The 25,388-nt window shown below is 46.5% G+C and carries 18 protein-coding genes and 1 riboswitch; of the genes, 10 read left to right on the top strand and 8 right to left on the bottom strand.

Going from position 1 to position 25,388, the window contains the following annotated elements:
- Positions 1-362: 362 nt before the first annotated feature.
- Entirely contained in the window at positions 363-2,153 is a 1,791-nt protein-coding gene (locus FEM33_RS14075) for an FAD-binding oxidoreductase/lyase (protein ID WP_139012633.1), read from the bottom strand.
- A 380-nt stretch (positions 2,154-2,533) separates the two neighbouring features.
- Here FEM33_RS14075 and FEM33_RS14070 point away from each other — a divergent pair, with 380 nt between their 5' ends.
- Together FEM33_RS14070 and FEM33_RS14065 are read left to right on the top strand one after the other, a co-directional pair.
- The gene (locus tag FEM33_RS14070; protein ID WP_139012632.1) at positions 2,534-2,866 is read left to right on the top strand and encodes a hypothetical protein; all 333 of its coding nucleotides are present in this window, start codon (positions 2,534-2,536) and stop codon (positions 2,864-2,866) included.
- A 791-nt stretch (positions 2,867-3,657) separates the two neighbouring features.
- Positions 3,658-4,482 (top strand): HAEPLYID family protein, encoded by an 825-nt coding sequence (locus tag FEM33_RS14065; RefSeq protein ID WP_139012631.1) that lies wholly within the window; start codon positions 3,658-3,660, stop codon positions 4,480-4,482.
- Between the two features lie 167 nt (positions 4,483-4,649).
- On the opposite strand, the gene msrA is transcribed toward FEM33_RS14065, so the two are convergent.
- Positions 4,650-5,141: a peptide-methionine (S)-S-oxide reductase MsrA gene (gene msrA / locus FEM33_RS14060; protein WP_139012630.1), complete on the bottom strand. Its 492-nt coding sequence runs from the start codon at positions 5,139-5,141 to the stop codon at positions 4,650-4,652.
- 381 nt (positions 5,142-5,522) lie between these two features.
- Here msrA and FEM33_RS14055 point away from each other — a divergent pair, with 381 nt between their 5' ends.
- Positions 5,523-5,864: a cupin domain-containing protein gene (locus FEM33_RS14055; protein ID WP_139012780.1), complete on the top strand. Its 342-nt coding sequence runs from the start codon at positions 5,523-5,525 to the stop codon at positions 5,862-5,864.
- A 15-nt stretch (positions 5,865-5,879) separates the two neighbouring features.
- Here FEM33_RS14055 and FEM33_RS14050 read toward each other — a convergent pair whose 3' ends face one another.
- Positions 5,880-6,251 carry a DUF4174 domain-containing protein gene (locus tag FEM33_RS14050; protein ID WP_161597124.1) on the bottom strand — a complete coding sequence of 124 codons (372 nt, stop codon included), beginning with the start codon at positions 6,249-6,251 and terminating at the stop codon, positions 5,880-5,882.
- Between the two features lie 319 nt (positions 6,252-6,570).
- Between FEM33_RS14050 and FEM33_RS14045 the strand changes: the two genes are divergently transcribed.
- The 7 genes from FEM33_RS14045 (at position 6,571) to FEM33_RS14015 (ending at position 16,109) form a co-directional block, all read left to right on the top strand.
- Positions 6,571-9,657 carry a sensor histidine kinase gene (locus FEM33_RS14045; protein ID WP_161597123.1) on the top strand — a complete coding sequence of 1,029 codons (3,087 nt, stop codon included), beginning with the start codon at positions 6,571-6,573 and terminating at the stop codon, positions 9,655-9,657.
- Positions 9,658-9,774: 117 nt separating this feature from the next.
- The gene (locus tag FEM33_RS14040) at positions 9,775-9,927 is read left to right on the top strand and encodes a response regulator (RefSeq protein ID WP_374756431.1); all 153 of its coding nucleotides are present in this window, start codon (positions 9,775-9,777) and stop codon (positions 9,925-9,927) included.
- 258 nt (positions 9,928-10,185) lie between these two features.
- The gene (locus FEM33_RS14035) at positions 10,186-10,740 is read left to right on the top strand and encodes a hypothetical protein (protein WP_139012626.1); all 555 of its coding nucleotides are present in this window, start codon (positions 10,186-10,188) and stop codon (positions 10,738-10,740) included.
- A gap of 197 nt (positions 10,741-10,937) precedes the next feature.
- Entirely contained in the window at positions 10,938-11,495 is a 558-nt protein-coding gene (locus FEM33_RS14030; protein ID WP_139012625.1) for a carboxymuconolactone decarboxylase family protein, read from the top strand.
- A 26-nt stretch (positions 11,496-11,521) separates the two neighbouring features.
- Entirely contained in the window at positions 11,522-12,079 is a 558-nt protein-coding gene (locus FEM33_RS14025; protein ID WP_139012624.1) for a carboxymuconolactone decarboxylase family protein, read from the top strand.
- Positions 12,080-12,110: 31 nt separating this feature from the next.
- Entirely contained in the window at positions 12,111-14,873 is a 2,763-nt protein-coding gene (locus FEM33_RS14020) for a TonB-dependent receptor (RefSeq protein WP_139012623.1), read from the top strand.
- Between the two features lie 18 nt (positions 14,874-14,891).
- A complete protein-coding gene (locus tag FEM33_RS14015) occupies positions 14,892-16,109 on the top strand; it encodes an MFS transporter (RefSeq protein WP_139012622.1) in 1,218 nt (405 codons plus the stop codon).
- Positions 16,110-16,286: 177 nt separating this feature from the next.
- On the opposite strand, the gene FEM33_RS14010 is transcribed toward FEM33_RS14015, so the two are convergent.
- The 5 genes from FEM33_RS14010 to FEM33_RS13990 all read right to left on the bottom strand — a co-directional run bounded on the left by FEM33_RS14010 (position 16,287) and on the right by FEM33_RS13990 (position 25,123).
- Positions 16,287-17,729 carry a SusD/RagB family nutrient-binding outer membrane lipoprotein gene (locus FEM33_RS14010; protein WP_139012621.1) on the bottom strand — a complete coding sequence of 481 codons (1,443 nt, stop codon included), beginning with the start codon at positions 17,727-17,729 and terminating at the stop codon, positions 16,287-16,289.
- Positions 17,730-17,742: 13 nt separating this feature from the next.
- Positions 17,743-20,934 (bottom strand): SusC/RagA family TonB-linked outer membrane protein, encoded by a 3,192-nt coding sequence (locus FEM33_RS14005; protein WP_139012620.1) that lies wholly within the window; start codon positions 20,932-20,934, stop codon positions 17,743-17,745.
- Between the two features lie 46 nt (positions 20,935-20,980).
- Entirely contained in the window at positions 20,981-22,159 is a 1,179-nt protein-coding gene (locus tag FEM33_RS14000; RefSeq protein WP_139012619.1) for a cysteine desulfurase family protein, read from the bottom strand.
- A 63-nt stretch (positions 22,160-22,222) separates the two neighbouring features.
- Positions 22,223-23,485: a peroxiredoxin family protein gene (locus tag FEM33_RS13995; RefSeq protein ID WP_139012618.1), complete on the bottom strand. Its 1,263-nt coding sequence runs from the start codon at positions 23,483-23,485 to the stop codon at positions 22,223-22,225.
- 146 nt (positions 23,486-23,631) lie between these two features.
- Positions 23,632-23,725, bottom strand: a riboswitch (SAM riboswitch).
- A gap of 138 nt (positions 23,726-23,863) precedes the next feature.
- Positions 23,864-25,123, bottom strand: coding sequence for an MFS transporter (locus tag FEM33_RS13990; RefSeq protein WP_139012617.1), 1,260 nt, complete (start codon positions 25,121-25,123; stop codon positions 23,864-23,866).
- Positions 25,124-25,388: the final 265 nt, after the last annotated feature.

Below are 25,388 nucleotides of genomic sequence, written 5' to 3'. Positions count from 1 at the left end.
ACTTATAAATACTTATGTCGCAAAACTAAGATTTTTGAAAACTTTTCTTTTCGTACGAGCAAACATCGGTATGTCTATTTATTAAACGGATCAGAATCGGTACAATCTTCAATTCAGTGTAAAGGAAAAGTCAGCAATGCCCCGGAGGGGCATCCTGAAAACAGAAGCACGGCCAGCAGGCTCCTCCGGAGCCGAGAATATCACATGGATTTGCAATTGCTACAAACAGGAAGCCGCCCTGCGGCTTTTTAAACATCAGCCAATGCCGCCCCGGAGGGGCATCCTGTTTATAACAGAAGAAGTATAAGCCTTAGGATATAAAAACAGCAGCCTTGAAATCCGGGCTGCTGTTTTACTTTTTCTCAGATTGATGCGCGTTCCAGGATCGTACCACTTTCCATATAGTGTACGCCTGTGGTTTCATCCAGCAGCATGTTAAGTGCCTCATGTAGTAAATGGAATGATTGTTCAGGATGCGATGAAGCATATAATATTAATGCATGCGGGTTTGCAGCGAGGATATTTTCATGAGCGTCAAAGTCCTCGTTTGACAGCCATAACAGAAACCGGATATCCAGTTCACCGCATAAGCCGGCAAGGGCTGCGAGTTTCTGTTCATGCAAAGCGGGATTGGTAAAGTCGACAGGACTGTGGAGCACAGCCCACGGATTAAGGCGTTTTATCTCCAATTCATAAGATGCATATTCGGGTGCCATGTCACGGGTATCCATGGAAATCCACCGGATGTTCCTGTCTCCACAGATTTTTCCCATCGCTTTTGTAAATGTGCCGGACTCATCCAGAATCAATAACGGCTGACAGGCGCTTTCTCTTTCTTCGGTTTCATCGGTAAAATGATCACTGCAGGTAGAAAGCAGCCGTATTCTGCGTTGCCACCAGCCCTCTGTTTCCAGAACCGGATGCTGAAAGGGTAATCCGCCGGCAAGCATTTTGATCATCGCTGCCAGTGCAGTTGGCCGCACCTGACCGCCCGTAACATTGAAAATGCCGGCTTCGTAATCGCCCCAGGGCTGCGTTACAAGCCGGTTCCAGCCATACAAGCCAAGAATGGCCCATGCCGTGACAGCCCGCACATCAATTCCTTCCTTTCTTAAAGCTACGGCTGTATCCAGCATCTGGCAAAACCAGCGCATTTGTTCATCTCTTGTACTGTATAAATGACATTCTGTAATGGCAATCGGAATTCCGAGACGTTCCCAGGCTTCCCGGATCAGCAGTTTCGGGCCGTTTTCCACGGAAAGCGGAACCCTTACTGCTTCAATATCACTGTAAGTGTGAATGCCGTTTCCACCATGAAACTGACGGTCATACTTGTAAATGTTCTCATCCAGATAGCGTTCAGAAGTAATATAATAATTAAAGCCGGCAATTGCAGGTCTACAGTTATTTGATTGAAAATAGTACAGTTCTTCGGGATGGATACCAACTTTCACAAGACGTTTCCACATCAAATGATCTGGCGTAAGTGATCCGCAGATGAGCTCATAGGAAAGCCATCTGCGTTCGTTCTCGTACTCGGCCTGATATTGCAGCAAAGGTGTACTGTAACATTTACCAAGATCATCCGTCTGAATCAGTTCGGCAGATGAATTTATCTCGCGAATGGCTTGCATGGCCATCACTATGGCTTTGCATTCACTTAATAGTATCTTGTAAAAGCTGAGTTCGTCGCAATGATGCGGATACCAATGCCCGTAAAGCCCGCAAAATCTTGCAGTAGTAAGTGGCTCGTTGACAGGAGTATAGTAATGAATCCAGGGAAATTTTTCCGCTACAAGCCTTGCGTAATCCGCTAATCCTTTTTCAAAACTGCCATCAAAGAAATTAACATGCCGGGGCCCGCTTCCGTGATGCACAAGACCCGCAATGACTTCCATACCGGACTGTCTGATCTGATGAAGTTTCATTTCCGTGCCGCTCCAGTCTATATCCGTATCCACCTCCGGCTGATGCCTTTCCCACAATACCGGATACCGCAGGGTTTTGATCCCAAGTGAACTGATCATGCCAATGTCCTCATCCCGCGTATAATGCCCGGCGTATTCCAACTGATCAAAGTAACTGTCGTTAACCCGGTTAATTGTACATTCTAACCCTCCCCAGATTTCAACAGCGTTAATAGAATTTTTCATAACCGCTTTTTTAGGTACAAAGAACTTTTTATCAGCTCTTTCAAAAAATTTTACCGCTTACAATAAATCTTGTACCAGAGCCTTCGTCAGAATGCCGATACATGAAGATTTAAAACAAGCGAATAAAATATTTGGTAATTTTTCAAAACGGGAGGGAAGCTTGCGAGAACAGACCAATGTGTTTCGGATAAACTTACTAGAGTATTGTCAGCAGGATTCAAGTTGCAGAAGATTATTCTTGCAAGAATCCTGAAGCATACGCAATAATTAGTTTAATGATCAGGTGTCAGTATTATTCCGGCACAATAAATCAATTTGTTCTTTTAAATCAATCATTCATATGACCACTAATCAATAAAAGTAAGCTCAGGCTTGCCTTCATGATTGTTTTTGGATTTTGCCCTGATAATTTAAGTAAATTATTGATGATGCATTCACATTTATTTACTTATCGTCATCCGATGCCGGATTGTATCCGTTTGTTCCGGCTTGTTTCCATGACTTTAAGCAAGGTCTACAATCAGGACAGCACCCACGAACAGCATATTAATGTGTTAATTACATTTTTATTAAATATAACCGCTTCATTATTTTACAACTCGCCGCAGCACGGCGCCCTGTTTGAAGCAAAGGTGATGTTATTAATTGTGATGGCCCCGTCGGGGCCTCCTGATTATGTGTCAATCCCAGGAAGCTCCTGCGGAGCTCCATAACTTTCGCCCATTTCGTCTGCTATAAACAGTTAGCTCCTCCGGAGCTGCTTTTTTGATATCCAGAATTCATCTTTTCGATTATATCCAAAAACGCTTCATTGCTACAAACAACTCGCCGCAGCGCGGCGCCCTGTTTGTAGCAAAGGTGATGTTATTAATTGTGATGGCCCCGGCGGGGCCTCCTGTTTGTAGCAAAAGGTGACGTTGTTAATTGTGATGGCCCCGGTGGGGCCTCCTGATCATGTGTCAATGCCAGGAAGCTCCTGCGGAGCTACATAGTTTTCGCCTATTTCATCTGCTATAAACAGTCAGCTCCTCCGGAGCTGCTTTTTTGATATCCAGAATTCATCTTTTCGATTATATCCAAAAACCGCTTCATTGCTACAAACAACTCGCCGCAGCGCGGCGCCCTGTTTGTAGCAAAGGTGACGTTATTGATTATAATGGCCCCGGCGGGGCCTCCTAATCATGTGTCAATGCCAGGAAGCTCCTGCGGAGCTACATAGTTTTCGCCTATTTCATCTGCTATAAACAGTCAGCTCCTCCGGAGCTGCTTTTTTGGTATCCAGAATTCATCTTTTCGATTATATCCAAAAACCGCTTCATTGCTATAAACAACTCGCCGCAGCGCGGCGCCCTGTTTATAGCAAAGGTGATGTTATTAATTGTGATGGCCCCGGCGGGGCCTCCTGATTATGTATTAATTTTCATGATGCTCCTCCGGAGCTGATTTACTTATTCCCAATTTCTTCCGGTTTTGGCCTTTAACATTGTAAAAAAACAATAAAGGCATGAAAAATTTTCTTATTAATACGCTGTTATTTGCTGCCGCAAGTTTGTCCGCTCTGGCGCAGACCGATTCCGTACAGAAAGTAAAACCTCTGAAAATCCGTCATGCCGAGCCGCTTTATATGGACCTCATACGTGATCTTGGAGCCAGAAAAGGGGAGAAAGAGTGGAACGTCGGGTATGGAGTCGAAGGGCATAAAGATTACACCATCAATCACTCCTTCGTTGAATATGAATTTTCTCCCATGAACAGGCTTGGACTGGAAGTGGAAGTCCCGTTTGCGCTTTACAGGAATGCCGGTAAAAAGGAAGGAATCGAAGTGCCTAAAAACCGTGTTGAAGGATTGAAACTGGCTGCTCAGTATACTTTTCTGGTCTCCGGAAAACATCAGATGTCTATGGCTGGCGGGTACATGCATGAGTTTCGTGCACATTCTTTTTACGCAATGGATCATGGCCGGGGCATGCTGAAAGGGAATTCCATCAGTCCGTTTTTCATCGTTGCCAAAAAATTTGGCAACAGAATAAATACGATGATCTATACCGGTCCGGAATGGGAATTCACACCTGAAGAATCGAAACGGGAACTGTATTATCAGATCAATGCAAGTATGCATTATGTGCTTCCTGACGGAAACTTTGTGGGTGTAGAGGTTAACGACGAGTTTTCTTCCATGAGCCGCCATACGGTTTTACGTCCTCAAATGAAGCTGGTTCTTTCTTCAAATCTGGCACTCGGACTGGTTACGGGAATTCCGACAAACTTTCGCACCGACGGAATGAGCTTTATGGCTCGTGTCATTTTTGAACCTAAATCCCGTAAATAAATGGCAACTGCTTTTTCTAAATGTTACAGATAATCATCAGTTTTCAATGATAGTTGAAGTGTCGTTTTTCCAAAAGGAAGGTTGAATAAGTATGATTAGGGCACGTAAGAAATTAAAAAAACCGGCGTTAAAAGGAGCTTAACGCCGGTTTTAATACCAATCGGAATTCAGCTCAGCTTCCAGCTTGGTCTTTCAAAGTGGCAGGTGTAGCCGCCCGGATGTTTCTGAAGATAATCCTGATGCTCCGTTTCTGCATTCCAGAAGTCCGTAGCAGGAACAACTTCGGTAACAATTTTGCCCGGCCATATTCCGGATGCTTCCATTTCTGCAATCAGCGTATTGGCGACATCGCGCTGGTTTTCGTCCAGATAAAAAATAGCAGAACGGTAGGAAGTTCCTATGTCGTTGCCTTGCCGGTTCCTTGTAGTCGGATCGTGGATCTGGAAAAAATATTCCAGCAGTTTCCGGTAACTCAATTTTTCCGGATCAAATGTAATTGCAATTCCTTCGGCATGCGTTCCATGGTTCCGGTAAGTAGCATGGGGTACATCGCCGCCAGTGTATCCGACAACCGTCGAAATCACGCCCGGCTGGTGCCTGAACAATTCCTCCACTCCCCAGAAGCAGCCGCCTGCCAGAATGGCTTTTTCAGTATTCATAAGTCTGTTTTTAAATGTAATTTCAATGGCAAAAATTCCATGCCTCCGAGATCCGGTGTCATATAACCGGCCCGTCCGAACCGTACATTGTGTCAGTAAAAAGGTACAGTAACTTGGTTGAAATTACATTCATATCCAAAAATTCCGGGCGTGATATCCAAGCACGAACGACTCTGATTACATGCGCCTTTATTTTCTCATTCTAAAAATCGGGCATAAAAAACCGGGTTCAGAATATAAAGTATACATTTGCCTGCATTTTGCAGACGATTTACTCCTTATCCGAACCGAACTATGAAGAGGCTTTTACAGGTATGTTTAACTTTGGTGACCGCTTTATTGTTAACCAATCCATCATTTGCACAAACCAAATCTCCGTCCATGGAAGCAAAAGGAAAACAGTTTATTGTCGATTCGGAAATTTCGTGGCAGGACCTTGGCGGTGGCCTGAAACGCAAGATCATGTCCTACGATGATACAATGATGATGGTGAAAATCGAATTTGAAAAAGGCGGTATCGGTACGCCGCACAAGCATGTTCATACGCAGATGAGCTATGTGGAAAGCGGCGCTTTTGAAATTACGATCGGGGACAGGAAACAGATTTTAAAGGCCGGAGACGGCTACTATATTCCATCCAATGTCATGCATGGAGCCGTGTGCAAGGAAGCCGGCGTACTGATTGATATGTTTACACCGATGCGTGAAGATTTTGTAAAATGAGCATTGGCCGTTGCATCACGGCTTTTCATGTTCACTTTCCATTTCTCTTTTGCGCATAGGCATGGCATCGATCAGCCCGAAAAGTTGATTGGTTTTTACCATTTCATTTGACCTCAGTTTCTCGCCGCCATCCCGCCCGATCAAAATAAAAGTAAATGCTTCGGAGGTGTCGATTTTCCATTTTTTCCATTGGTCTGCATACCGGGCTGAGCCGGGAACGGACGTAATTTCAATATCCCTTTCACTGACTTCTTTTCTGGCTGCTTCCAGTACCTTCATCTGGGCTTTCCATTGCTGTTCGCCTTCGGCATTATAAAACAGCAGTACCTTGCGGGGCTGATCGGCCATGGTGATCATCATGAGCATGAGTGCGGTTATCGTTTTCATAATACCTTTTAATAAAAAAATGTTGCCAGCAGCATGATGACCGGTACTGGATTTACTATCCGTCATCACATTTTGTTTTCAACGGCATTCATGATGCTGGACGTGTGTTTTCAAGGTTGTGCTGGATTATGAAATCAGGAATTTCCATGGAACTTGCCGGCACGTAGCAATCCATATACGAACAGCTGCAATGCACGGCCAACCTATGAATACGACTTATGTATTAATTTGTCGCTGAAAGCAACAGGATATTACTCAACAGCTTGCTCATGCCGGTTTTCTGAATAAAATTAGGTCAATTTTTAGAACATTTGCGATATTGTCGGCTAAGAACTTCTGTATTGTGCGTGTACTGCTGGCTGTGAAAAAGACGATCACATTTGCTGTTTTTCCGTGTGTATTATTTATCAATACCCATACATCAGCCCAGCTTGCACCGCCTCTGAAATTTGAATCCATTGGCATTACAGATGGTCTTTCACAAGGGTTTGTCAGCGATATTACCCAGGATAAGAACGGGTTTATCTGGATCACCACAAGCGACGGGCTGAACCGGTATGACGGAACCAAAATAACAACCTATCATCACGATCCGGAAGATTCCACTTCCATTGGCGGCAACGATCTGTCCTGCATTTTTGAGGATTCAAAAGGACGGCTATGGATTGGAACCCGAAATCACGGAATCGATTTGTTCGACCGGGAAACGGAAACCGCGAAGCACTTCCGCAAGGGTGATAACAACAGCATCAGGTCGGATGAAATCAACAAGATTACCGAAGACAAAAGCGGAGCGCTCTGGATCGAAACCAAAGGCGGCCTTGACAGACTTGTCTTTGAAAAAAACGGGAATCATATCTTCACGCATATCCGACTGGACAATGATTTTGAGCAGCACAGAGGAGCGTTCTGGGCGGAGAAAGTTTTTGTAGACAGCAAAAACAGGGTTCTGGTTACCACGCATACGCATATATGGGAACTGCAATTCAGCAGAGATGGAAAAAACTATACACTGGTTTCCAGGTTCCGGTTTGGCACCAGGGCTACTTTCCCGATTCCTGAAATTCTGGAAGATACAGTCCGTCATATCTTGTATGTAAATGACCACCAATCCTTGCGGTTTCTGAAATACAATTTTTCTGATCCTCAGCCCGCATTCGGAACCATCAGGGAATTGCCGGGCTGGACAATCGACAAACAGGGCCGCATTTGGACAAACGATCGGAGACAGGTTAAGCTGATTGATCCTGAAACATGTACAGAAAGGTATGTATACTCATCGTATCCTTCACAGATGAAAATACTGGAAATAGCAACTGCTTTTTATACAGACCGGACCGGGATTGTATGGATTGCCTCGGGCGGGTACGGCCTGCTCAAATATGATCCGTACTCGGAACAGTTTCATCATGTATTACCGGAAACCAGCATTTACCAGATTCTCGAAGTAAATCGGGAAACGCTTCTGACGCATCAGCTCCAGACCGTGAGGCTGGAAAAAGGAAATCTTTATCTCGGCGGTAAAATTGCCGGAATCAGGGAAATTGAAAAACAGAACATGACGGCACTTTCCGTTTCTCCGCTCGCCAGCGATTCCTCGGGAAATATCTGGATTGGCATGTCGGGATCGATTTATCGGCATGATGTGAAAACGGGAAAAGGGAAAAAATACAGTGTTCCTTATGATGATATCGAGTCAACACCGTTTCCGCTGTATACGGACCGAGATAACAAGCTATGGATGGGTTACAGAAATTACCTTGTCCGGTTTGATCCTGTTTCCAGGGAGTTTTCACGCTTTGCATACCCTTCCATCCAATTCATGCTGGACTTCGATTTTCTGCAATGCATTTATGAAGATGATCACTTGCTATGGCTTGGAACCATCAAGGGATTATACCGTTTTGACACAAAAACTGAGAAAATGAACCGGCATTATACAAATCAGAAGGGCAACAGCCGTTCGCTGAGTAATGATTTTGTAATTGCCCTGACAAGAGATATGCAATATCCGGACCGATATTTATGGATCGGGACGAAAGGAGGAGGCCTTAACCGGCTGGATAAAAAAAGCGGTTTGTTCGTTAAATTCAGTACCAAAAACGGACTTCCCAATAACGTAATTTATGGCATTTTACCAGACGACAACGGGAAATTGTGGCTGAGCTCCAACAACGGACTTACCGAATTTGATCCTGTGTCGGGAAATATCAGGAACTTCAACGAGGAGGATGGCCTGCAGGGAAATGAGTTTAACCGGTATTCCTATCTTAAAACATCGGCAGGAAAATTTGTATTCGGCGGCCTGAACGGCCTGAACTATTTTGACCCGAAAGAAATAAAGCCACTGCCGCCGCCCAATGTGATGTTTACGGATTTTCGTTTGTTCAACAAGCCGGTCGATTTTACGAGGCCGGGATCGCCGATCAGAAAGAATATTTCCTATGTGAAAGCCATAACCCTGCGTTACACACAAAACGTGGTTACATTCGGCTTTGCCGGAATGGACTTCCGGGCAAAAAAGGGGATTGTTTACCGGTATAAAATGCAGGGATTTGACAAGGACTGGATTTATGCAGAAAAAGAAAACGAAGCGACTTACACGAATCTTGATCCCGGAAAATATACGTTTGTTGTGCAGGGTAAGTTCAAAAACGGTTCATGGGGAGTCAAAACAGCATCCATTCTGCTTGTGATCGTTCCTCCGTGGTATCGTACGTATTGGTTCTATATCCTGGTTACAGTCAGCATCCTATCGTCGAGTTATGCATTTTATAAATACCGGATCAACCAGATTATGCGGCTGGAAGGGCTACGGAACCGCATTGCCCGTGACCTGCACGACGAAATCGGGTCATCGATCAGTACCATTGCCATTTACTCGAAAATCGTTCATGAACAGGTCGGTAGCAAAACCTTTAACAATGAACCGTTACTGAAAAAAATCACGGAACATGCGACTGAAATTATGGAATCGATGAACGACATTGTCTGGAATATCAATACCAAAAACGATTCATTTGATAACATCATCATTAAAATGCGCGAACATGCATATCAGCTTTTTGAAGCAAAAGGTTATATGCTGCACTTTCAATTCGACGAGGCGCTATCGAAGATAAAACTGCAAATGGAGCGAAGACGTGATTTCTATCTGATTTACAAAGAGGCCCTTAACAATATTGCCAAGTATGCAGAAGGTAAAAACGTGTGGATCACAGTGACAACCGGCAATCAGCAGATACACCTGGTCATTGAAGACGACGGAAAAGGTTTTGATCCGGTGGCGGCAGCCAAAAGCGGAAACGGGCTCAATAACATGCAGTTCAGGGCAAATGCATTGAAAGGAACGCTGATGATTACTTCGGAAATCGGAAAAGGGACCAAACTGCGCTTTGTATTCTAGACCGGTAGTTTGAACCGGCTGAACAGACCAGTTACGGATTGAATTTCTTTAAATAAATACCTTGCAATCCACTGAAAATTAATCAGCTTAGGCTATGCCATTGATCCGCCCGCTGTCGTGCTGATGGAAATCAATATGCCCAGGGTCGGCGGGATAGAAGGGAAAAAGCTGCTGAAACAGCATGATCCCGAAACCAGCATCATCATGCAGACAGCCTTTGAAGAAACGGAAATGCTGGCCAAACTCGTAAAGGGCGTAGCCATAAAATGATTGCCGAAGACCTGTTCATTCCGGTTCATACCGTCCATAATCATGTAAAAAGGCTGTATTAGAAACTGCATGTTCACAGTGTGTCAGAAGCGGTTGTAAAAGCCATTGAAAACCGTACTGTACCACACTTGTTTACAGATCGGATGCATAGGAACAGCTTTTTATTCTATTTTTTCTAAAAATAATGTGAAAATTTGAATAGGATTCCTTTGTTTTTATACATTTGCATCATTCAGGGAATTTACTCCTTTTTTCACCTTGCGCAGGATTATCCCCATATTCCTTTTCGTGCTGCTGCTTTACAATATGGTAGGCTACTCAATAGTCTATCTCTTGGAAGACAGGCAGACGGTCAGTGCCATGGGGAAAGATTTTATTCAGCAATCGACAGGATCACAGGATATCGTCATCAGAATGCCTGTGGCTGTACCTTATCAGAACAACTGGGAATTTCCGCAGCCGGCAGAGGGCCAGATTGTGCATGAAGGTAAATTTTACCAGCTGAAGAGCAAGCAGCTCATCAACGACACACTTCTGGTAGTCTGCGAATATGATCAGTACGCGCGTGAACGTTTTTACGATCTTGTCTCCAGAATCAATGATCAGGTCAGCGACGATTATACCGGTTCCGAACAGGGCTCCCGCTCGGTGATTCTGAAAAACTTTCTGAAAGAGTATATGAATCATGGCTGCAAGCATGTAGTTTATGTGCTGGAATGGTTTGAAAATACCAGGATTGTGTTCCCTTCTCTGTTTTTGGTTTTGCCTGAAATACCTGCCGCAATCCCGTTCCCGCCTCCGGATCTGTTCTAGCTGATTTTTCTTTTTCCTCTTACTGGTTTGATTGCCTGCTGTTTGCATGTACGCACGGGATGTGCCCTAACATCACGTATATCATGCATTTTCGATGCAGCTATTCTTCCAGAGGAAAGTTCTTTGCTTTGATGTGAAGACACATCAAAGCAAAGCATCAAAGCAAAAAATAACCTGAACAGATTACCCTTTCCAACATGGCACATATTTCATTGCCCGATGAAACGCTTCCGGGCATAGTCGGATTATTCAATTTCAGACCTGAAACTGCCGTTCCGCTGCAGTTACTCGCTGAAACATTACTGAGAGGAGAATCTCCTCTAACCAGCGGAGAACGCGAGCTGATCGCAGCTTACGTATCGCACCTGAACGATTGCCATTTTTGCCATACTTCCCACGCCTCCGCTGCAATGGCGCACCTGAAATGTGATTTGGCTTTAATCGATGACATCAAGCACGGTTTTCAGGAAATAGCCATTACTCCAAAGCTGCATGCATTGCTCAACATAGCAGCCAAAGTGCAGAAAAGCGGCAGGCAGGTTACAGAGGAAGATGTAGCTGCTGCACGCACCCATGGCGCAGACGACCGGGCCATTCATGATACCGTCCTTATTGCTGCGGCATTCTGTATGTTTAACCGGTATGTGGACGGGCTTGGTACGTGGGCTCCGCTGGAAAACGAAGCATATCGTGAAATGGGGAAGCGTATGGCCTTTACAGGATATGTAAGAAACGTGAATGAAACAGCCAATTAACATTTTACTTCTAAAAATCAATCCGAATGCCACATATACCGCTGCCCGGGCACTTGCCGGGCATTACAGGATTACTCGAGTACAGCCAGGAAAGTGCGCAGCCCATTCGCATGCTGACCCAGCTTTTGCTGAGAGGCCCATCCACCTTGACACCCGGCGAACGCGAGCTGATTGCCACCATCGTTTCACACCAAAACGAATGCAGGTTTTGTACCGCCGCACATACTGCGGCTGCGGACCTGCTGCTGGGCGATACGGAGACCTGCAACATTATGAAGCAGGATATTGACGCAGCTCCTGTGAGTAACAAAATGAAAGCATTGCTCAAAATCGCCCAACTGGTTCAGGTGAGCGGCAAAGCAGTGACTTCCGAATCCATTGCAGAAGCAAAGCATCATGGAGCTACCGACCTGGAAATTCATGATACGGTACTTATTGCAGCCTTGTTTAGTCTGTACAACCGCTATGTAGACGGAATGGCGACCGTTGCACCGACTGATCCGGATTTCTACAAAGGACTTGGAGAAAGGCTGGTTAGTAATGGCTACAACCGGCTGCCAAACGGTTACGATCATTTGAAATAGAATCCACCTTCTCAAAATTTGAAAACAGACTATGAAAAAATATTTATGCTTTTTGCTGCTTTACGTATGTTGTATACAGTTGGCACGCGCACAGGCCACCGGAATTTCCGGACATATTTACGATCAGGAATCCGAAAAACCCGTTTCAGGTGTTTCCATCTCCGTAAAAGGAACCACCCGAGGTACTGTCAGCGGCCCGGACGGATATTTTGAACTGAAATCCTCTGTTCCGGCAACATTGGTCATTTCGCTGGTTGGCTATGCACGGCTGGAAAAGGAAGTTTCTTCCGGTGAAATCCTGAAAATTTATTTGAAACCCGTTATTGAGGAACTCAATCAGGTCGTCATATCCGCTTCCCGCGTGGAGGAAAACATCATGCGTTCTCCGGTAAGTATTGAAAAAATGGATGCCCGCACGATCCAGCAAACCCCTTCCGCCAATTTTTACGACGGTCTCGTGAACATGAAGTCGCTGGATATGGTCACAAGCAGCCTTACTTACAAGCAAATCAATACCCGGGGCTTCAATACAACGGGCAACAGCCGCTTTTTACAATTGGTCGACGGAGTAGACAATCAGCCGTCCGGACTGGGTTTTGCAATGGGCAATCTTTTTGGCCCGCATGACATCGATATCGAAAGTGCTGAACTGATTCCGGGGGCAGCCTCGGCATTATATGGCCCGATTGCTTTTAACGGAATGCTCAATACCCGTACTAAAAATCCTTTTAAATATCAGGGGCTGAGTGCTCAGACAAAGTTCGGCATAAATCACATCGGAGACGGCACCGGTCAGGGTGCAAAGCCGTTGTACGACCTGGCCGTGCGCTATGCCAAAGCTTTTAACGACAGGCTTGCTTTCAAGTTAAATGCATCCTATCTGAAAGGAACGGACTGGTATGCCAACGATTATACAGACATCGATCCCAATACGCCGGCTGCAAACCGCGGACCTCAGAATCCCGGCAAAAACCAGCTGAACATATATGGTGACGAAGTGGCGCAGACATTGCCCGATATCGGCCGGGTGTCACGCACGGGATATGAAGAAAAAGACCTTGCAACCTACGGCGTCTACAGTCTGAAACTGAACGGGGCGCTGCATTACCGCATTACCAGCAAGCTGGAATTGATTTATCAGGGAAACTACAATCAGGGGACGGCGCAGTATACCGGCAGCAACCGCTTTGTGATCAATGATTTCAAATTCGTACAGCAGAGGCTGGAACTCAAAGGCAGTAATTTTTATCTGCGTGCGTACACCAATCACGAGTATTCAACCAATTCCTATAACACCCGGGCTTTGGGGCAGCACATTAACCGAACATGGGTTAAAGATTTGAACGGCACTACGGTAGCACCGGAAAAGGCGGACGCGACATGGTTTGAACGCTATGCTGCCGCATACAAAGGCATTGTTACCGGCGTTACGCCGCATGATCACAATACGGCCCGTTCATTTGCGGACCAAGGAAGAATTTTGCCCGGATCGGAGGCATATGATGCTGCCCGGGAAAGACTGATCCGGACGCGCGGCCTGGCCGGAGCGGGCATACTGAGTCAGTGCAGCCTGCGGCATATTGAAGGCATGTACGATTTCAGCCCGGTATTCAAAATAATCAACTTTCAGGTAGGCGGCAACTTCCGAAAATACTTCCTCAATACCGGCGGGACGCTCTTTGATGACAAGGACAAAAAGCTGACCAACGAAGAATACGGCGTATTTGCGCAGGCTTCCCGATCATTCTGGAAAAATCATCTGAAACTGACGTTATCGGGCAGGTATGACAAAAACGAAAACTTCACCGGACGTTTTACGCCAAGAGCTTCGGCTGTATTTTCACCGTCTGAAGACCACCATTTCCGCGCTTCTTACCAGACAGGTTTCCGAAACCCGACAATCGGCGATCAGTATATCAAGCTGAACGTCGGGCCCATCATTATTCTGGGTGGCGCTCCAGTGAACTCGCAGGGACTGAATGCATATGAAAATTCGGTAACCATTGCTTCTTTTTCTGCATTTGCCAATGCGTTTGGTGCAGATATGCAGAAAGGAACGCCGTTTCCACAGGCCGTTGCCAACAACAAAGACAAACTGGTTAAATCCAATGTGCCGTATATCAAGTCAGAAAAGGTTAAAAGCTATGAAATCGGCTACAAGGGTCTGATCAGCAAAAAGGTACTGTTTGATGTAAATTATTATTTTAGCCAGTATACCGATTTTATGATCAATACCGTGGTGGCAAGGGCAAAATCGAATATCCTGCTTGCAGACGGATCGGTGAATCCCGCGGCCGCTGCCGAGCTGCTGGGTGCAGACCGGCAGTTGTTCCAGTTGTATACCAATGCCGCCGACAAGGTTTCGATCCAGGGTGTAAGTGCAGGGATTACTTATTCCATGCCAGAAAATTACAAGATCAGTAGCAACGCAACCTATATTGATTTCAACATCAGAAACGCTGATCCGAACAACATTCCGGCTTTTAACACACCGAAATGGAAAACGAATGTAGTGTTCGGAAATTCAAGACTGACCGACAAACTGGGTTTCAACATAGCCTGGCACTGGCAGAGCGCTTTTGACTGGTATGGAACATTCACTGAAATGCTGCCCGGCAAAGTGCAGGCATACAACCTGGTGGATGCGCAGGTCAGCTACCGCATTCCCGACCTGAAAACAGTGGTAAAACTGGGCGGTTCCAACATCGGCAACCGGTACATCGTGCAGGCATACGGCTCACCGGCAGTCGGCGGCTTGTATTATGTAAGCCTCAACTTCGATCAGTTATTCTGATAAGCGGATATAGCATTTATGGAAACACTGGAAATAAACAATGCTGAAACGATCAGCATGAGCAAAAAATGGCTTGCTTTTGCACTGTGTGCCGTAAGTTACATCCTGAGCGGAACCGTTTCCACGCTGATGTCGGTGTATTTGCCGGTTGCCGTTCCGGAGCTGAAAGGGGCAACTTTAACACCTGCCGAACTCGGGAAAACAGGCGCTTATGTCCATGCGGTTTATCTGTATGGCTGGATGTGCGGCGGGTTGCTTTTCGGAGTTGTGAGTGATAACATCGGCCGGGTCAGATCCCTTGCGCTGGTGACAGCACTGTATGGATTTGGTACCTGTCTGGTGGCCATCGTAACGGATTTGAACACGCTGCTTGCCGTTCGTTTTCTGTCGGGCATGGGCGTAGGCGGCGTACTGCTGATTACGACCGTGTACATTTCGGAAATCTGGGAGCAGCGCAGCAGTGCGGTGATGCTGGGCATTCTGGCCGTTTGCTTTCCTGTTGGCATTGTCACAACGGGCAGTCTCAACCTGATTTTTTCCGACTGGCGCACGGCATTTGGCATCGGGATCATTCCCGTAATCGCTGCGCTGATCATCGGGATGGCAGCGCCGGAGTCAGACAAATGGAAGCATATGAAAATCGTAAAAAGCCATAAAGAAAATGTTTTTCATAAAAGCAACCGGACTAACCTGGTTTCCGGATCGGTCATTTTCGGGTCCGTACTGATCGGGCTTTGGGGCATATTCTCCTGGCTGCCGACATGGGTGCAGACATTGCTCGCCGAAGGTCAGGAAGGACAAAAGGAACGCGGCCTTATTATGGTGCTGCTTGGAGCAGGAGGGATTACCGGCGGACTATTTTCCGGAATGCTGATCAACAGGTTTGGCAAGAAAGCCACTTTAATGGCGACCTTTGCTGTTTGCCTCATCATGTGCTGTATTCTGTTTCTTACCAACCGTGTATTTTCCGGTATTATTTATGTGGAAACCGCAATATTGTCTTTCTGCTTCGGGATCAGTCAGGGTGCATTGTCGAGCTATATTCCTGAATTGTTCCCGGTAAATATCCGGGGAACTGCAACGGGATTTTGTTTTAATATCGGCCGGTTTTTTACCGCAACGGCCGTTTTCTTCATTGGTTCGCTGGTCAGTATGCTGGGTGGGTTCGGCAATGCCCTGCTGGTATTTACAGCTCCGTTTCTGGTGGCTTTCATTGTAACAGCAAGAGCAAAATAATTTTGAAATGACAGGACAGTAGATCAGGCAAACGGATTTCAGTACAAAAGGCAGAAGTAGCTAACCAAAATAAAGACGCCTGAAACAATGATGGATTCTTCATTCTTTCAGGCGTTCTTTTATCAGGCTTTTCCGTCACTTCTGTCCGCTTGCATTTGCCGGAACAGACATTCGATTTTAAAATACATCAAACCACAATTTCGTAGTTAAGCGGTCTTCGCCCTGATTGGCGACAGCAGCTTTGTAATTGGCGCCGTTCAGTGCCTGTTCGCCGGTCGGGTAAATGAGCCGGGAAGGGATTTTGCCGTCCAGCACACCTGCATAAGCCGGTTTCAGCTGCGGATAATCCAGTCTTCTCCATTCCGTGTAGGCTTCCGGACCCTGACTGAATAGGGCAAGCCATTTCTGCTCACCAATGGATTTCTTGAAATTGGCCGGATTGTATGCAACGGCTGGCTGCGCAAGGTAAGCTGTGATGTCCGCACTGTTTACCTTGAACTGCTGCAGAGAAGCCGTAACCGCCGCTTTGTACAATTCTGCCGGCTTATCGGCAATAAAACCTCTTTGTGCCGCTTCGGCCAGGTTAAACAATACTTCGGAATAGCTCAGAAATACAGCCGGTGAAGTAGGAGCGGTGAAGTAATCGCCCAGTTTGGAAGTTTTTGTAAAACCCAGTTTGGCCGAAGAATCAGCGGGCAATCCGTTCGTTACGCCCAGGTATCCGGTTGGCGTGGCGTCTACGGTTTTGTTTGCGAAAATGGCCAGCCGCGGATCTTTCAGTTCCTGCAGTTTGTCAATTACCGATTTGCTCACACGGTAATCATCACGCGTTTCCCTGTCTCTTGAAACCGGGTTCTGGTTTGGAGAAGCCAGATAATTCAGTTGTGCAATTTCATCGTTGGATGCAATCAGCTGGCTTTTATCCGCAGCAAGTTCCGCTACCACAGTCTTTGCAATCTCCGGTTCCCGGTCTGCAATGCGCAGTGCAATGCGCAGACGCAGGGAATTTGCAAACTTTTTCCATTTGTTGAGGTTGCCGTTGTAAATCACATCGCCGCTGATCGGGCTGCCAGCCGGATTAATGAGCTCCGATGCTTTCTTCAGATCGTTCAACAAACCAAGGTATACATCTTTTTGCGCATCGTATTTCGGCGTCAGTGTCTGCTCTATTTTCCCTGCTTCACTGTAAGGAATGTCGCCGTAAAGATCGGTCAGAATCTGAAACGTCCATGATTTCAGGATCAGTCCAACGGCCTGATAATTCACATTGCCGGTTTGTTCACCGATTTCAATGATCCGGGTAAAATCTGTCAGTCCCTGTGAATACAGGTTTGTCCAGATGTTCTGGATGTTCGAAATACTTACCGTGTATTTGTCAACATCCGTATACTGGATTTTGGCCCAGTGCTGCACAAACAAAGTTGTCGTTTCCATGGAAGCATCCGAACCCAGAATCACATCCGCGTTGGACTTGATCGAATTGGCCAGCAAATACTCGGGCTGCGCACTGATGGCTTCGTTAGGGTTCTCGTTTATTTCTTCCAGTTCGTCCTGGCAGCCAGCTAAAAACGCCGACAGCGAAGCGATGGCAATTCCTTTTACTATTATATTTTTAAACATGATCATTTGTCAGTTAGAAGCCAATTAAAATATTAAATCCGTAAGAGCTGGTGGTCGGCAACTGCAGGGATTCTAGCCCCTGACCTGTGTTTCCGGTGTTGAAGGCCGTTTCCGGATCGATGTTGTCTGCTTTCTTTTGCAGGAAAGCCAGGTTTCTGCCGTACACCGAGAAGATCAGGCTTTGCAGTTTGTATTTGAAAACAAATGATTGCGGAACCGTATAACCCAGTTTTACCTCGCGCAGTTTGATAAAGGAAGCGTCGAATACACTTGCTTCGTTGATACCCGCACTGTTGCTGTAAACGCCTTTGTAATAGCGTTCTGCCGAAACAATGGTCGTGTTGGGCTTGCCGTCCGCTGTAACGCCGGGCGCAATGATTCCATCTTCATAGACAACGACACCGGAAGGAGCAGCAGCTGCATTGGCTACTTGCACTGCAACGCCTGATTTGTTATTGCCCGGATAGTAATAGGTAAGACCGCCATGTTCCGCATCCCTTCCCGGCAGTGTGGAGGCCAGAACGCCAGTGTAACGGCCGGTTGCATTGGTTGCCGAATAGATCGAGCCGCCTTGTTTGGTATCAATCAGAACACTCAGGTTAAATCCTTTGAAAGAAAACGAATTGGTGATTCCGCCGATCCACTTGGGCTGGTAATGTCCCAGTACTTTCTGGTTCGGATCTCTTGTCGGGATTCCGGTAGAACCGATGATCATTTCGCCTGCTGCATTGCGTGCAAAAGCCGATCCGAACAACGCGCCGTAACCCAGCCCTTTGCTGGCATAAACCGTTACACCATTAGAACCAAGTCTGTAATCGTTCAGAAATCCTTCGTCATCGAGTGCAATGACCTTGCTTCTGTTTCTTGAATAATTGATGCCGACATCCCACCTGAAACCGGCGTTGGTTTCTATGGCTTTTACATTCAGCATGGCCTCAAAACCCTTGTTGTTGATGTGCCCGGCGTTCAGCAGTTTTTGTTTGTATCCGGTAGAAGGGCTTACGTCTGCTCTTAAAATCTGGTTGTAACTGTCTGTATTATAATAGCTGACATCCAGTCTTACACGGTTTTTAAACAATGCCACGTCCGCACCGACTTCGGTCGATTTTGTAATTTCCGGTTTAAGGTCGGAGTTCAGTAGCACATCCGAAACAGTCAGTAACGGGTTGCTGCCAAATGGCTGGTTGAAAGGATAAGTATTGATCAGCTGATAAGGGTCTGTGTCTTTTCCAACCTGTGCCCAGCCGCCGCGCAGTTTCGCATAAGTCAGCACATTGCTCTTGATATTGAATGCATCCGTAAGGACCAGACTGGCATTAATGGACGGATAAAAATACGAGTTGTTCCCGGTCGGCAGCGTGGAAGACCAGTCGTTTCTGGCGGTCAGGTTAAGAAAAGCATAATTCCGGAAACCCAGCTGAGCCGAACTGAATGCACTGTATACCTTTTGTTTGCGCAGCACATTGCTGGATACCAGCGGATCGCGGGAATTATTGAGCGTGTACAATCCGGCTACTGCCAGTTTCGGCGCCTGCTGATAATTCTGTTCGTTGAAATTGCTGCGTAGGTTACCGCCGACAAGCCAGTCAAGCTCAAAATCCGTGCTTACATTTTTGTGAAAGTTGAAATTGAAATCCGTATTGTTCTCATTCACAATGTAGCTGTCTTCCGTATAGGAACCGAAAGGCGTACCGTTTGTACCGTAAGCCACCTTGAATTTACGTTTGTCATTGTAATAATCGTTTCCGGTACGTACGGTTGCCGTAAGCCAGTCCGTAATTTTATAGTTCAGGTTTACGTTGCCGAAAAAGCGGTCGCGGCGTTGCTGAACGGTATTTTCATATTGAAGCAGGTACGGATTGCTGTAATAGCTGTGGTTCCAGTTGTAATCAAAACCGCCTTTGTTGTAATCCTTTAACAGTTCCGTATCCACCTGACGGCCAAACCACAAGAACTGAAGCATCACGCTCGATCCTCTTCCGGATGTTCCCGGCAGGTTGTCCGAACTGTTGCGGGAGAAGTTTGCGCTGGTTGATAAAGTCAGTTTGTCGTTTAGGCGGTAAGTGGTGTTCACGCCAAACGAGTTTTTGGAAATATCCGTATTCGGGATTACGCCGGTCTGCTTGCTGTTGTTGAACGAAAAACGGTAATCCAGCTTTTCATTGGAACCGGAAACCGAAACGCCGGTTGTTCTTGTATGTCCGGTTTCAAAAAAGTTCTTGACGTTATCCGGATGCGCTACGAACGGGGCGGGTTCGCCGTTGGAGAAAAACTGCGGGATCAGCCGGCCGTCCATTTTCGGGCCCCAGCTTTCGTCTGTTGCGTCATTGATGCCGCCGCCTTTTCCGTTGACATAGGAAAATGCGCCGCCTGTTCCCTGGCCGTAAACATTCTGGTACTCCGGTAAAACAAGCAGTTTATCAAAAGTATAGCCGAAATTCACGTTTACGCCAAGCCCTTTCTGCGTGCCTTTTCCTGATTTGGTTTTGATCAGGATCACGCCGTTGGAAGCTCTCGATCCGTACAATGCAGCCGCATTCGGACCTTTCAGTACGCTGATCGACTCAATGTCGTTGGGGTTGATGTCGGAAATCGCATTGGCAAAATCGCGTGAGCCGACAGAGCCGGCGCCCAGCTGCGAGTTGTCAATCGGGATTCCATCGACGACAAACAATGGCTGATTATTGCCTGCAATGGACGTTTCGCCGCGGATCACAATCCGGGAAGAACCCATTCCGCCCTGACTGTTTGTGATGTTTACACCGGCAATTTTACCCGACAATGCATTGACAAGATTGTTTTCCCGCGCTTCTGCAATGTCCTTGGTCTGCAGTTCCTGAACGGCATAACCGAGCGATTTTTTCTCCTTTGCAATGCCGAGAGCCGTCACGACAACTTCCTGCAGGATCGTTTCGTCGCTTTCCAGCTGCACATCCAGTTTGCCGTTTTCAGGCACGGTCAGCTCGGTGGATTTCAGGCCGATAAATGAAAAGATAAGCGTGGAACCCGATGCGGCGTCAATAGTATAGTGGCCGTCAATGTCGGTGGCCGTTCCTTTGGAGCTTCCTTTGATTAGAATCGTTACGCCGGGCAGGGCTTCGTTGTCGTTTCTGGACGTAACCCGGCCGGTAACACTGATATTCTGTGCAAATGTTACATGCACAATACTGAACAGGAGGAAAATGAAGACTAAATTTTTATTCATGATGCAGAGATAATACTTAAACAGATATAGATGAGCGTGGAATTGCTCAGTTGGTTAATTCAAAATGAAACCGGGATTGATTTTGCTGTGCAGCCTGTCCGGTTTTGTAAATGCCTGCAATGGCCTGCACAATGTGGTCGATCTCTTCAAAAGTGTTGAACTTGCTGAAAGAAAAACGGACATTTTCCCTGTTTTCCCGACATCGGAGTGCGCTGATCACATGCGAGCTGCCCTGACTGGAACACGCGCTGCCGCCCGAAACAGCAATGCCCGATGCATCCAGATTTTTAACCAGACTTCCTTCCGGCAGACATGGAAAGGAAACATTCAGGATATTCTGAAGGCTGTTCTCCAGCGAGCGGCTTTCGCCGTTGTAGTCAATGTCTTGAATGCCGCTGATGGCCAGTCTGGAAAGCATGTACTGTTTCAGTTTGCCGATTTTTTCCAGATTTGCATTCAGGTTGCGGTAAGCCACTTGCATCGCTTTGGACAGCCCGATAATGCCGATCACGTTTTCCGTTCCGCCTCGTTGTCCTTTCTCCTGACCGCCGCCAAAGATCTGCGGTTTGATGCGGTGTTTTTTATTGATGTAAATAAATCCAGTACCTTTTGGCCCGTGAAATTTATGCGCAGACCCGACGAGGAAATCGACAGGTGTCTTTTCCAGATCAAACCGGTATTTGCCGATGGTCTGCGTGGTGTCCGTGAAAAAAATGGCATTATATTGTTGTGCAAGTTTACTGACAGCCTCGATATCAGTAAGATTTCCTATTTCATTATTGCCGTACATCAGACAGATGAGCGTCCGGGGATTGGCCCTTAGCAGATTTTCAAGATGATCCAGATCGACATTGCCGCGTTCATCCAGTTTTACAAAACTCGTTTCAGCGTCTCCTTTCTTTTCAAGCTGGGAAATGGTCTGCAAAACGGCTTTATGTTCAATTTTGCTCGTAACCACATGGTTTATCCCGTATGTAAGCACAACACCCGAGATAGCGAGATTAATTCCCTCCGTTGCGCCCGAAGTAAAATATATTTCCTCATCCGACGCATTCAGAAGTCCGGCAATAAGCCTGCGTGAATCCGCAATGGCCTCATTCACTTTTCTTCCCGCCCAGTGGGACGAAGAAGGGTTTCCGAAGTTTTGGGTTAAAAAAGGAAGGATTGCTTCGATCACTTCCGGATCAAGGGCTGTTGTGGCGGCATTATCACAGTAAATCTCCATAGTCATTCAGGGTTTTAAATTGAATATTTCAGATTGTTGATCGTTAAAATGGCTTTTTCTGGTTTATGGCAGTGGTTCGCTGATCAGTTTTGCCAGATCCGCATTCCATTTGTTTACATAATCCTGGTAAAACTGTCCCGTTCCTTTTCCCGAAAAACCGGTATGGATTTCTTTTACCTTCCCGTCGCGGCCAATGATGATTGTGGTCGGAAAAGCCAGGAACTTGTCGATGGCCGGAAGTTTATCGGCTACGGCATTGGCGCCTGTTTTACCGGCAAACAGGATGTCATACTGCATGTCGTATCGGTTTTTGAGTTTGGTCAGGGCATTTTTTGCGAAAGTCATGTCGTCTTTTGCTTCGAATGCCAGTGCAATGGCTTCCACGCCCTTGCTTTTGTTTTCTTTGTACCACGGCGCAAGAAATGTAATCTGGTCAATGCAGTTCGGGCACCAGCTTCCCATGATCTCGATGACAACGACTTTGCCTTTGTATTTTTCGTCACTGAGTGAAACCGGTTTTCCGTTCAGGTCGGGAAAAGTGAAGTCCAGCTTTTCATAGCCCGGTTTCAGGAAAGTAAGCGCATAGGCATCGGGCAATGCGGCTTTGTCGTCCTTAATACCTTCAAAAAGAACCGGATGTGCGTTGGCGCCGATGGCGCCGCTGATGGAATTGTCAGAGTTGATTTTGCCTTTCACATAAGCCGGACTGGACCCCGTTACACCCGAAAGCCGGAATTCGTCGCCCTGCACATCGCCTTCCAGTTCGCGGCTGTCGCCCGAAACAGTCAGTATGATGCCATTAAGCTTGTTGCCTTTCTGTTCGAAAACGGCAACACGGTCGGGTGCAGCTTGATTACCGGCAGATGCGTCCGGCGTAATTTTTAGAACCCATTTTCCCGACAGATCGGCTTTCGGAGTAATTTCTTTGCCCGGTTCTGTAAACCGGTATGATTTGCCGGGCTCCGCTTTAAAAGGAAGAATTCTGCCGTTGTTTCCAGGAATCAGGCTTTTCTGTACGCCGGATAATGTGCCGTCGTTCTCGATTCTGGCAAACCAGGCGGTTTCAAAAGTATTGAGACTGACCTGAATGGAATCCTGAGCAATAAATCTGGCCTGAAAATCGTCCCGCCTTTCGCCGTTGATGGCCGTGAAAACAGGTTCTTTTCCGGCTCCGTTTTTTACTTCAAAATTAAACGGCACATCCATGTCCCCAATTTTAAAAACACCCCGCCAAATGCCGTTTTGAAGTGCTTTTTGTTGAGCCTGCACATTTTCAAAAGTGAAAAGCAGAGCGAAAGCTGTTAACAGGCAGATCAGTTTTTTCATTTTCAATACATTATTTTTAATAAAACATTTACAGATTTTCCATCCTTTTAGGGTTGGGCAGATACAAAAAGGTTGTACAGACTGACCGGCTGCGAACCGTTTGGTCTACAAAATTTTACTCTGTTACTCCGGTGGCTGGATTCTCAGATTTATTATTAGAATTAGGTTGGGGCACCTTAAAAAGTTATAGGTTGCCAGAAGATCATAGAGCCTAACCTCTCCCTTGCTTCTTTATAAATCTACTAATTCGATAGACAAAGATTGTATAAAGATTTCAGGATTGCAAATGATTTGGAAATTTCTGTCAGGAGGAAGTAGGAAGGGTGGGAAGGAGGAAGGAAAAATGGAGGAAGGAGAAAGAAACTTTTTAGGGTTAAGTCAGGCGTGAGCGATTTCTTCGTTGAGGTTGGGGGCGGCATTGATTTGTTCACTGGCTCTGTTCTTTTTGAGGTACCGGACGTGCATCGTACCAATGACAAGTGCCAGAATTCCTTGTCCCATAACAGTAGCCTGAACGCCTATGTGCTGCGACACATAACTTACAATCAGGCTTCCGATCGGTACGCCGCCCGAGTAGGCCATGACAAAAATACTGATCACGCGCCCGCGCATGGATGGCGTTACCGTGGTTTGTATAAGCGTATTGCTGATCGTTGTCTGCGACATCATACCAAATGCGCCGATAGCAATGAATACCAGTGCGAGCGGATAGATGCGCATATACGAAAACAGGATCAGTCCCATTCCGAAAACAAACGTATTGATTGCCAAAATCCGGCTGAGGTTTGTTCCGGGCCGCAGCGTGGCAAGAAAAATGGCACCGACAAGGGCACCGCATCCGATGGCACTGTCGAGCAGCCCGAATGTGGAAGCGGTTCCTTTAAAAATATCTTTTGCGTAAATAGGCATCAGACTGGTGAACGGCAGCAACAACAGGCTTGCAAGTGCCAGCATAACAATGATGTAACGGATGGAAGGTGTTTGCCTGATGTAAGTCAATCCTTCTGCAAGTTCGCCGAAAATGTTTTTGGTATGCTTGACTGCCTGGAAAGCCGGAAGCCTGATCATGAGCAGGGAGCTGATCACGGCAATGAAACTGAACGCATTGGCTCCAAAGCAGGCCACTTCTCCAAACCGTTCTATGGCGACGCCCGCAATGGCCGGCCCGATCAGTTTGGACAGATTGACCATCGAAGAATTGAGTGCCAGTGCATTGGGAAGATTCTTTTTGTCATCCACCAGTTCATACACAAGCGACTGGCGTGCAGGCACATCAAAGGCATTGATCAATCCGAGCACGACGCTCAGCGAGATGATTTCCCAGACTGCGTAATTTTTGAAATACACCACGAGCGTAAGCGTCAGCGCCTGAAGCATGGATAGAATCTGTGTAATGAGCAGCACACGATACCGGTTGTAGCGGTCGGAAACAACACCTCCGAAAGGCGTGAGCATGGCAGACGGGAAAAGGTTGGCGAAAATACTGACGCCCAGCATGAACTTGGAGTGTGTCATGGAATAAATAATCCAGCTTATGGCTGTTTTCTGCATCCAGGTGCCCAAAAGCGAAATCGTCTGTCCTGCAAAATATAGTTTGTAATTCCGGCTGTCGAAAGCGCTTAAAGCGGGTATGTTCATGAAAATGGTAAATAGTTAACTGCCTGCATGCGCATGCAGCGCCATCAGGTCAGACGTACATGCCGGCCGGATAAAAATTGGACCCGCAGTTCAGTCCCTGTAAAATAGGTTAAGCAAAATTTGTACCTTCCTGTTACAGACACTGGTCATCAGCATCTCGCCTCTTTTGATAAAAATACTTTTTGAAAGCTCGGTTTGGCTGATGCTGATACTGAATGAGCAGCCATTGCAGCCTTCGTAGCCAATTATTTGATCAGGATTTTAA

It is taken from the genome of Dyadobacter flavalbus (genome assembly GCF_006149045.1).
GTDB classification, from domain to species: Bacteria; Bacteroidota; Bacteroidia; order Cytophagales; family Spirosomataceae; genus Dyadobacter; species Dyadobacter flavalbus.
Note: the sequence above shows the minus strand (reverse complement) of the source record. Positions and strands in the feature narration are given on the sequence as shown.

What these genes read in the sequence shown, in the direction of transcription:
- FEM33_RS13995 (WP_139012618.1), bottom strand. Translation starts at nt 23,485, where the DNA reads ATGAAAAAACTGATCTGCCTGTTAACAGCTTTCGCTCTGCTTTTCACT.
- FEM33_RS13990 (WP_139012617.1), bottom strand. Translation starts at nt 25,123, where the DNA reads ATGAACATACCCGCTTTAAGCGCTTTCGACAGCCGGAATTACAAACTA.
- msrA (WP_139012630.1), bottom strand. Translation starts at nt 5,141, where the DNA reads ATGAATACTGAAAAAGCCATTCTGGCAGGCGGCTGCTTCTGGGGAGTG.
- FEM33_RS14055 (WP_139012780.1), top strand. Translation starts at nt 5,523, where the DNA reads ATGGAAGCAAAAGGAAAACAGTTTATTGTCGATTCGGAAATTTCGTGG.
- FEM33_RS14050 (WP_161597124.1), bottom strand. Translation starts at nt 6,251, where the DNA reads ATGAAAACGATAACCGCACTCATGCTCATGATGATCACCATGGCCGAT.
- FEM33_RS14005 (WP_139012620.1), bottom strand. Translation starts at nt 20,934, where the DNA reads ATGAATAAAAATTTAGTCTTCATTTTCCTCCTGTTCAGTATTGTGCAT.
- FEM33_RS14070 (WP_139012632.1), top strand. Translation starts at nt 2,534, where the DNA reads ATGATTGTTTTTGGATTTTGCCCTGATAATTTAAGTAAATTATTGATG.
- FEM33_RS14075 (WP_139012633.1), bottom strand. Translation starts at nt 2,153, where the DNA reads ATGAAAAATTCTATTAACGCTGTTGAAATCTGGGGAGGGTTAGAATGT.
- FEM33_RS14015 (WP_139012622.1), top strand. Translation starts at nt 14,892, where the DNA reads ATGGAAACACTGGAAATAAACAATGCTGAAACGATCAGCATGAGCAAA.
- FEM33_RS14065 (WP_139012631.1), top strand. Translation starts at nt 3,658, where the DNA reads ATGAAAAATTTTCTTATTAATACGCTGTTATTTGCTGCCGCAAGTTTG.
- FEM33_RS14010 (WP_139012621.1), bottom strand. Translation starts at nt 17,729, where the DNA reads ATGTTTAAAAATATAATAGTAAAAGGAATTGCCATCGCTTCGCTGTCG.
- FEM33_RS14020 (WP_139012623.1), top strand. Translation starts at nt 12,111, where the DNA reads ATGAAAAAATATTTATGCTTTTTGCTGCTTTACGTATGTTGTATACAG.
- FEM33_RS14030 (WP_139012625.1), top strand. Translation starts at nt 10,938, where the DNA reads ATGGCACATATTTCATTGCCCGATGAAACGCTTCCGGGCATAGTCGGA.
- FEM33_RS14000 (WP_139012619.1), bottom strand. Translation starts at nt 22,159, where the DNA reads ATGGAGATTTACTGTGATAATGCCGCCACAACAGCCCTTGATCCGGAA.
- FEM33_RS14025 (WP_139012624.1), top strand. Translation starts at nt 11,522, where the DNA reads ATGCCACATATACCGCTGCCCGGGCACTTGCCGGGCATTACAGGATTA.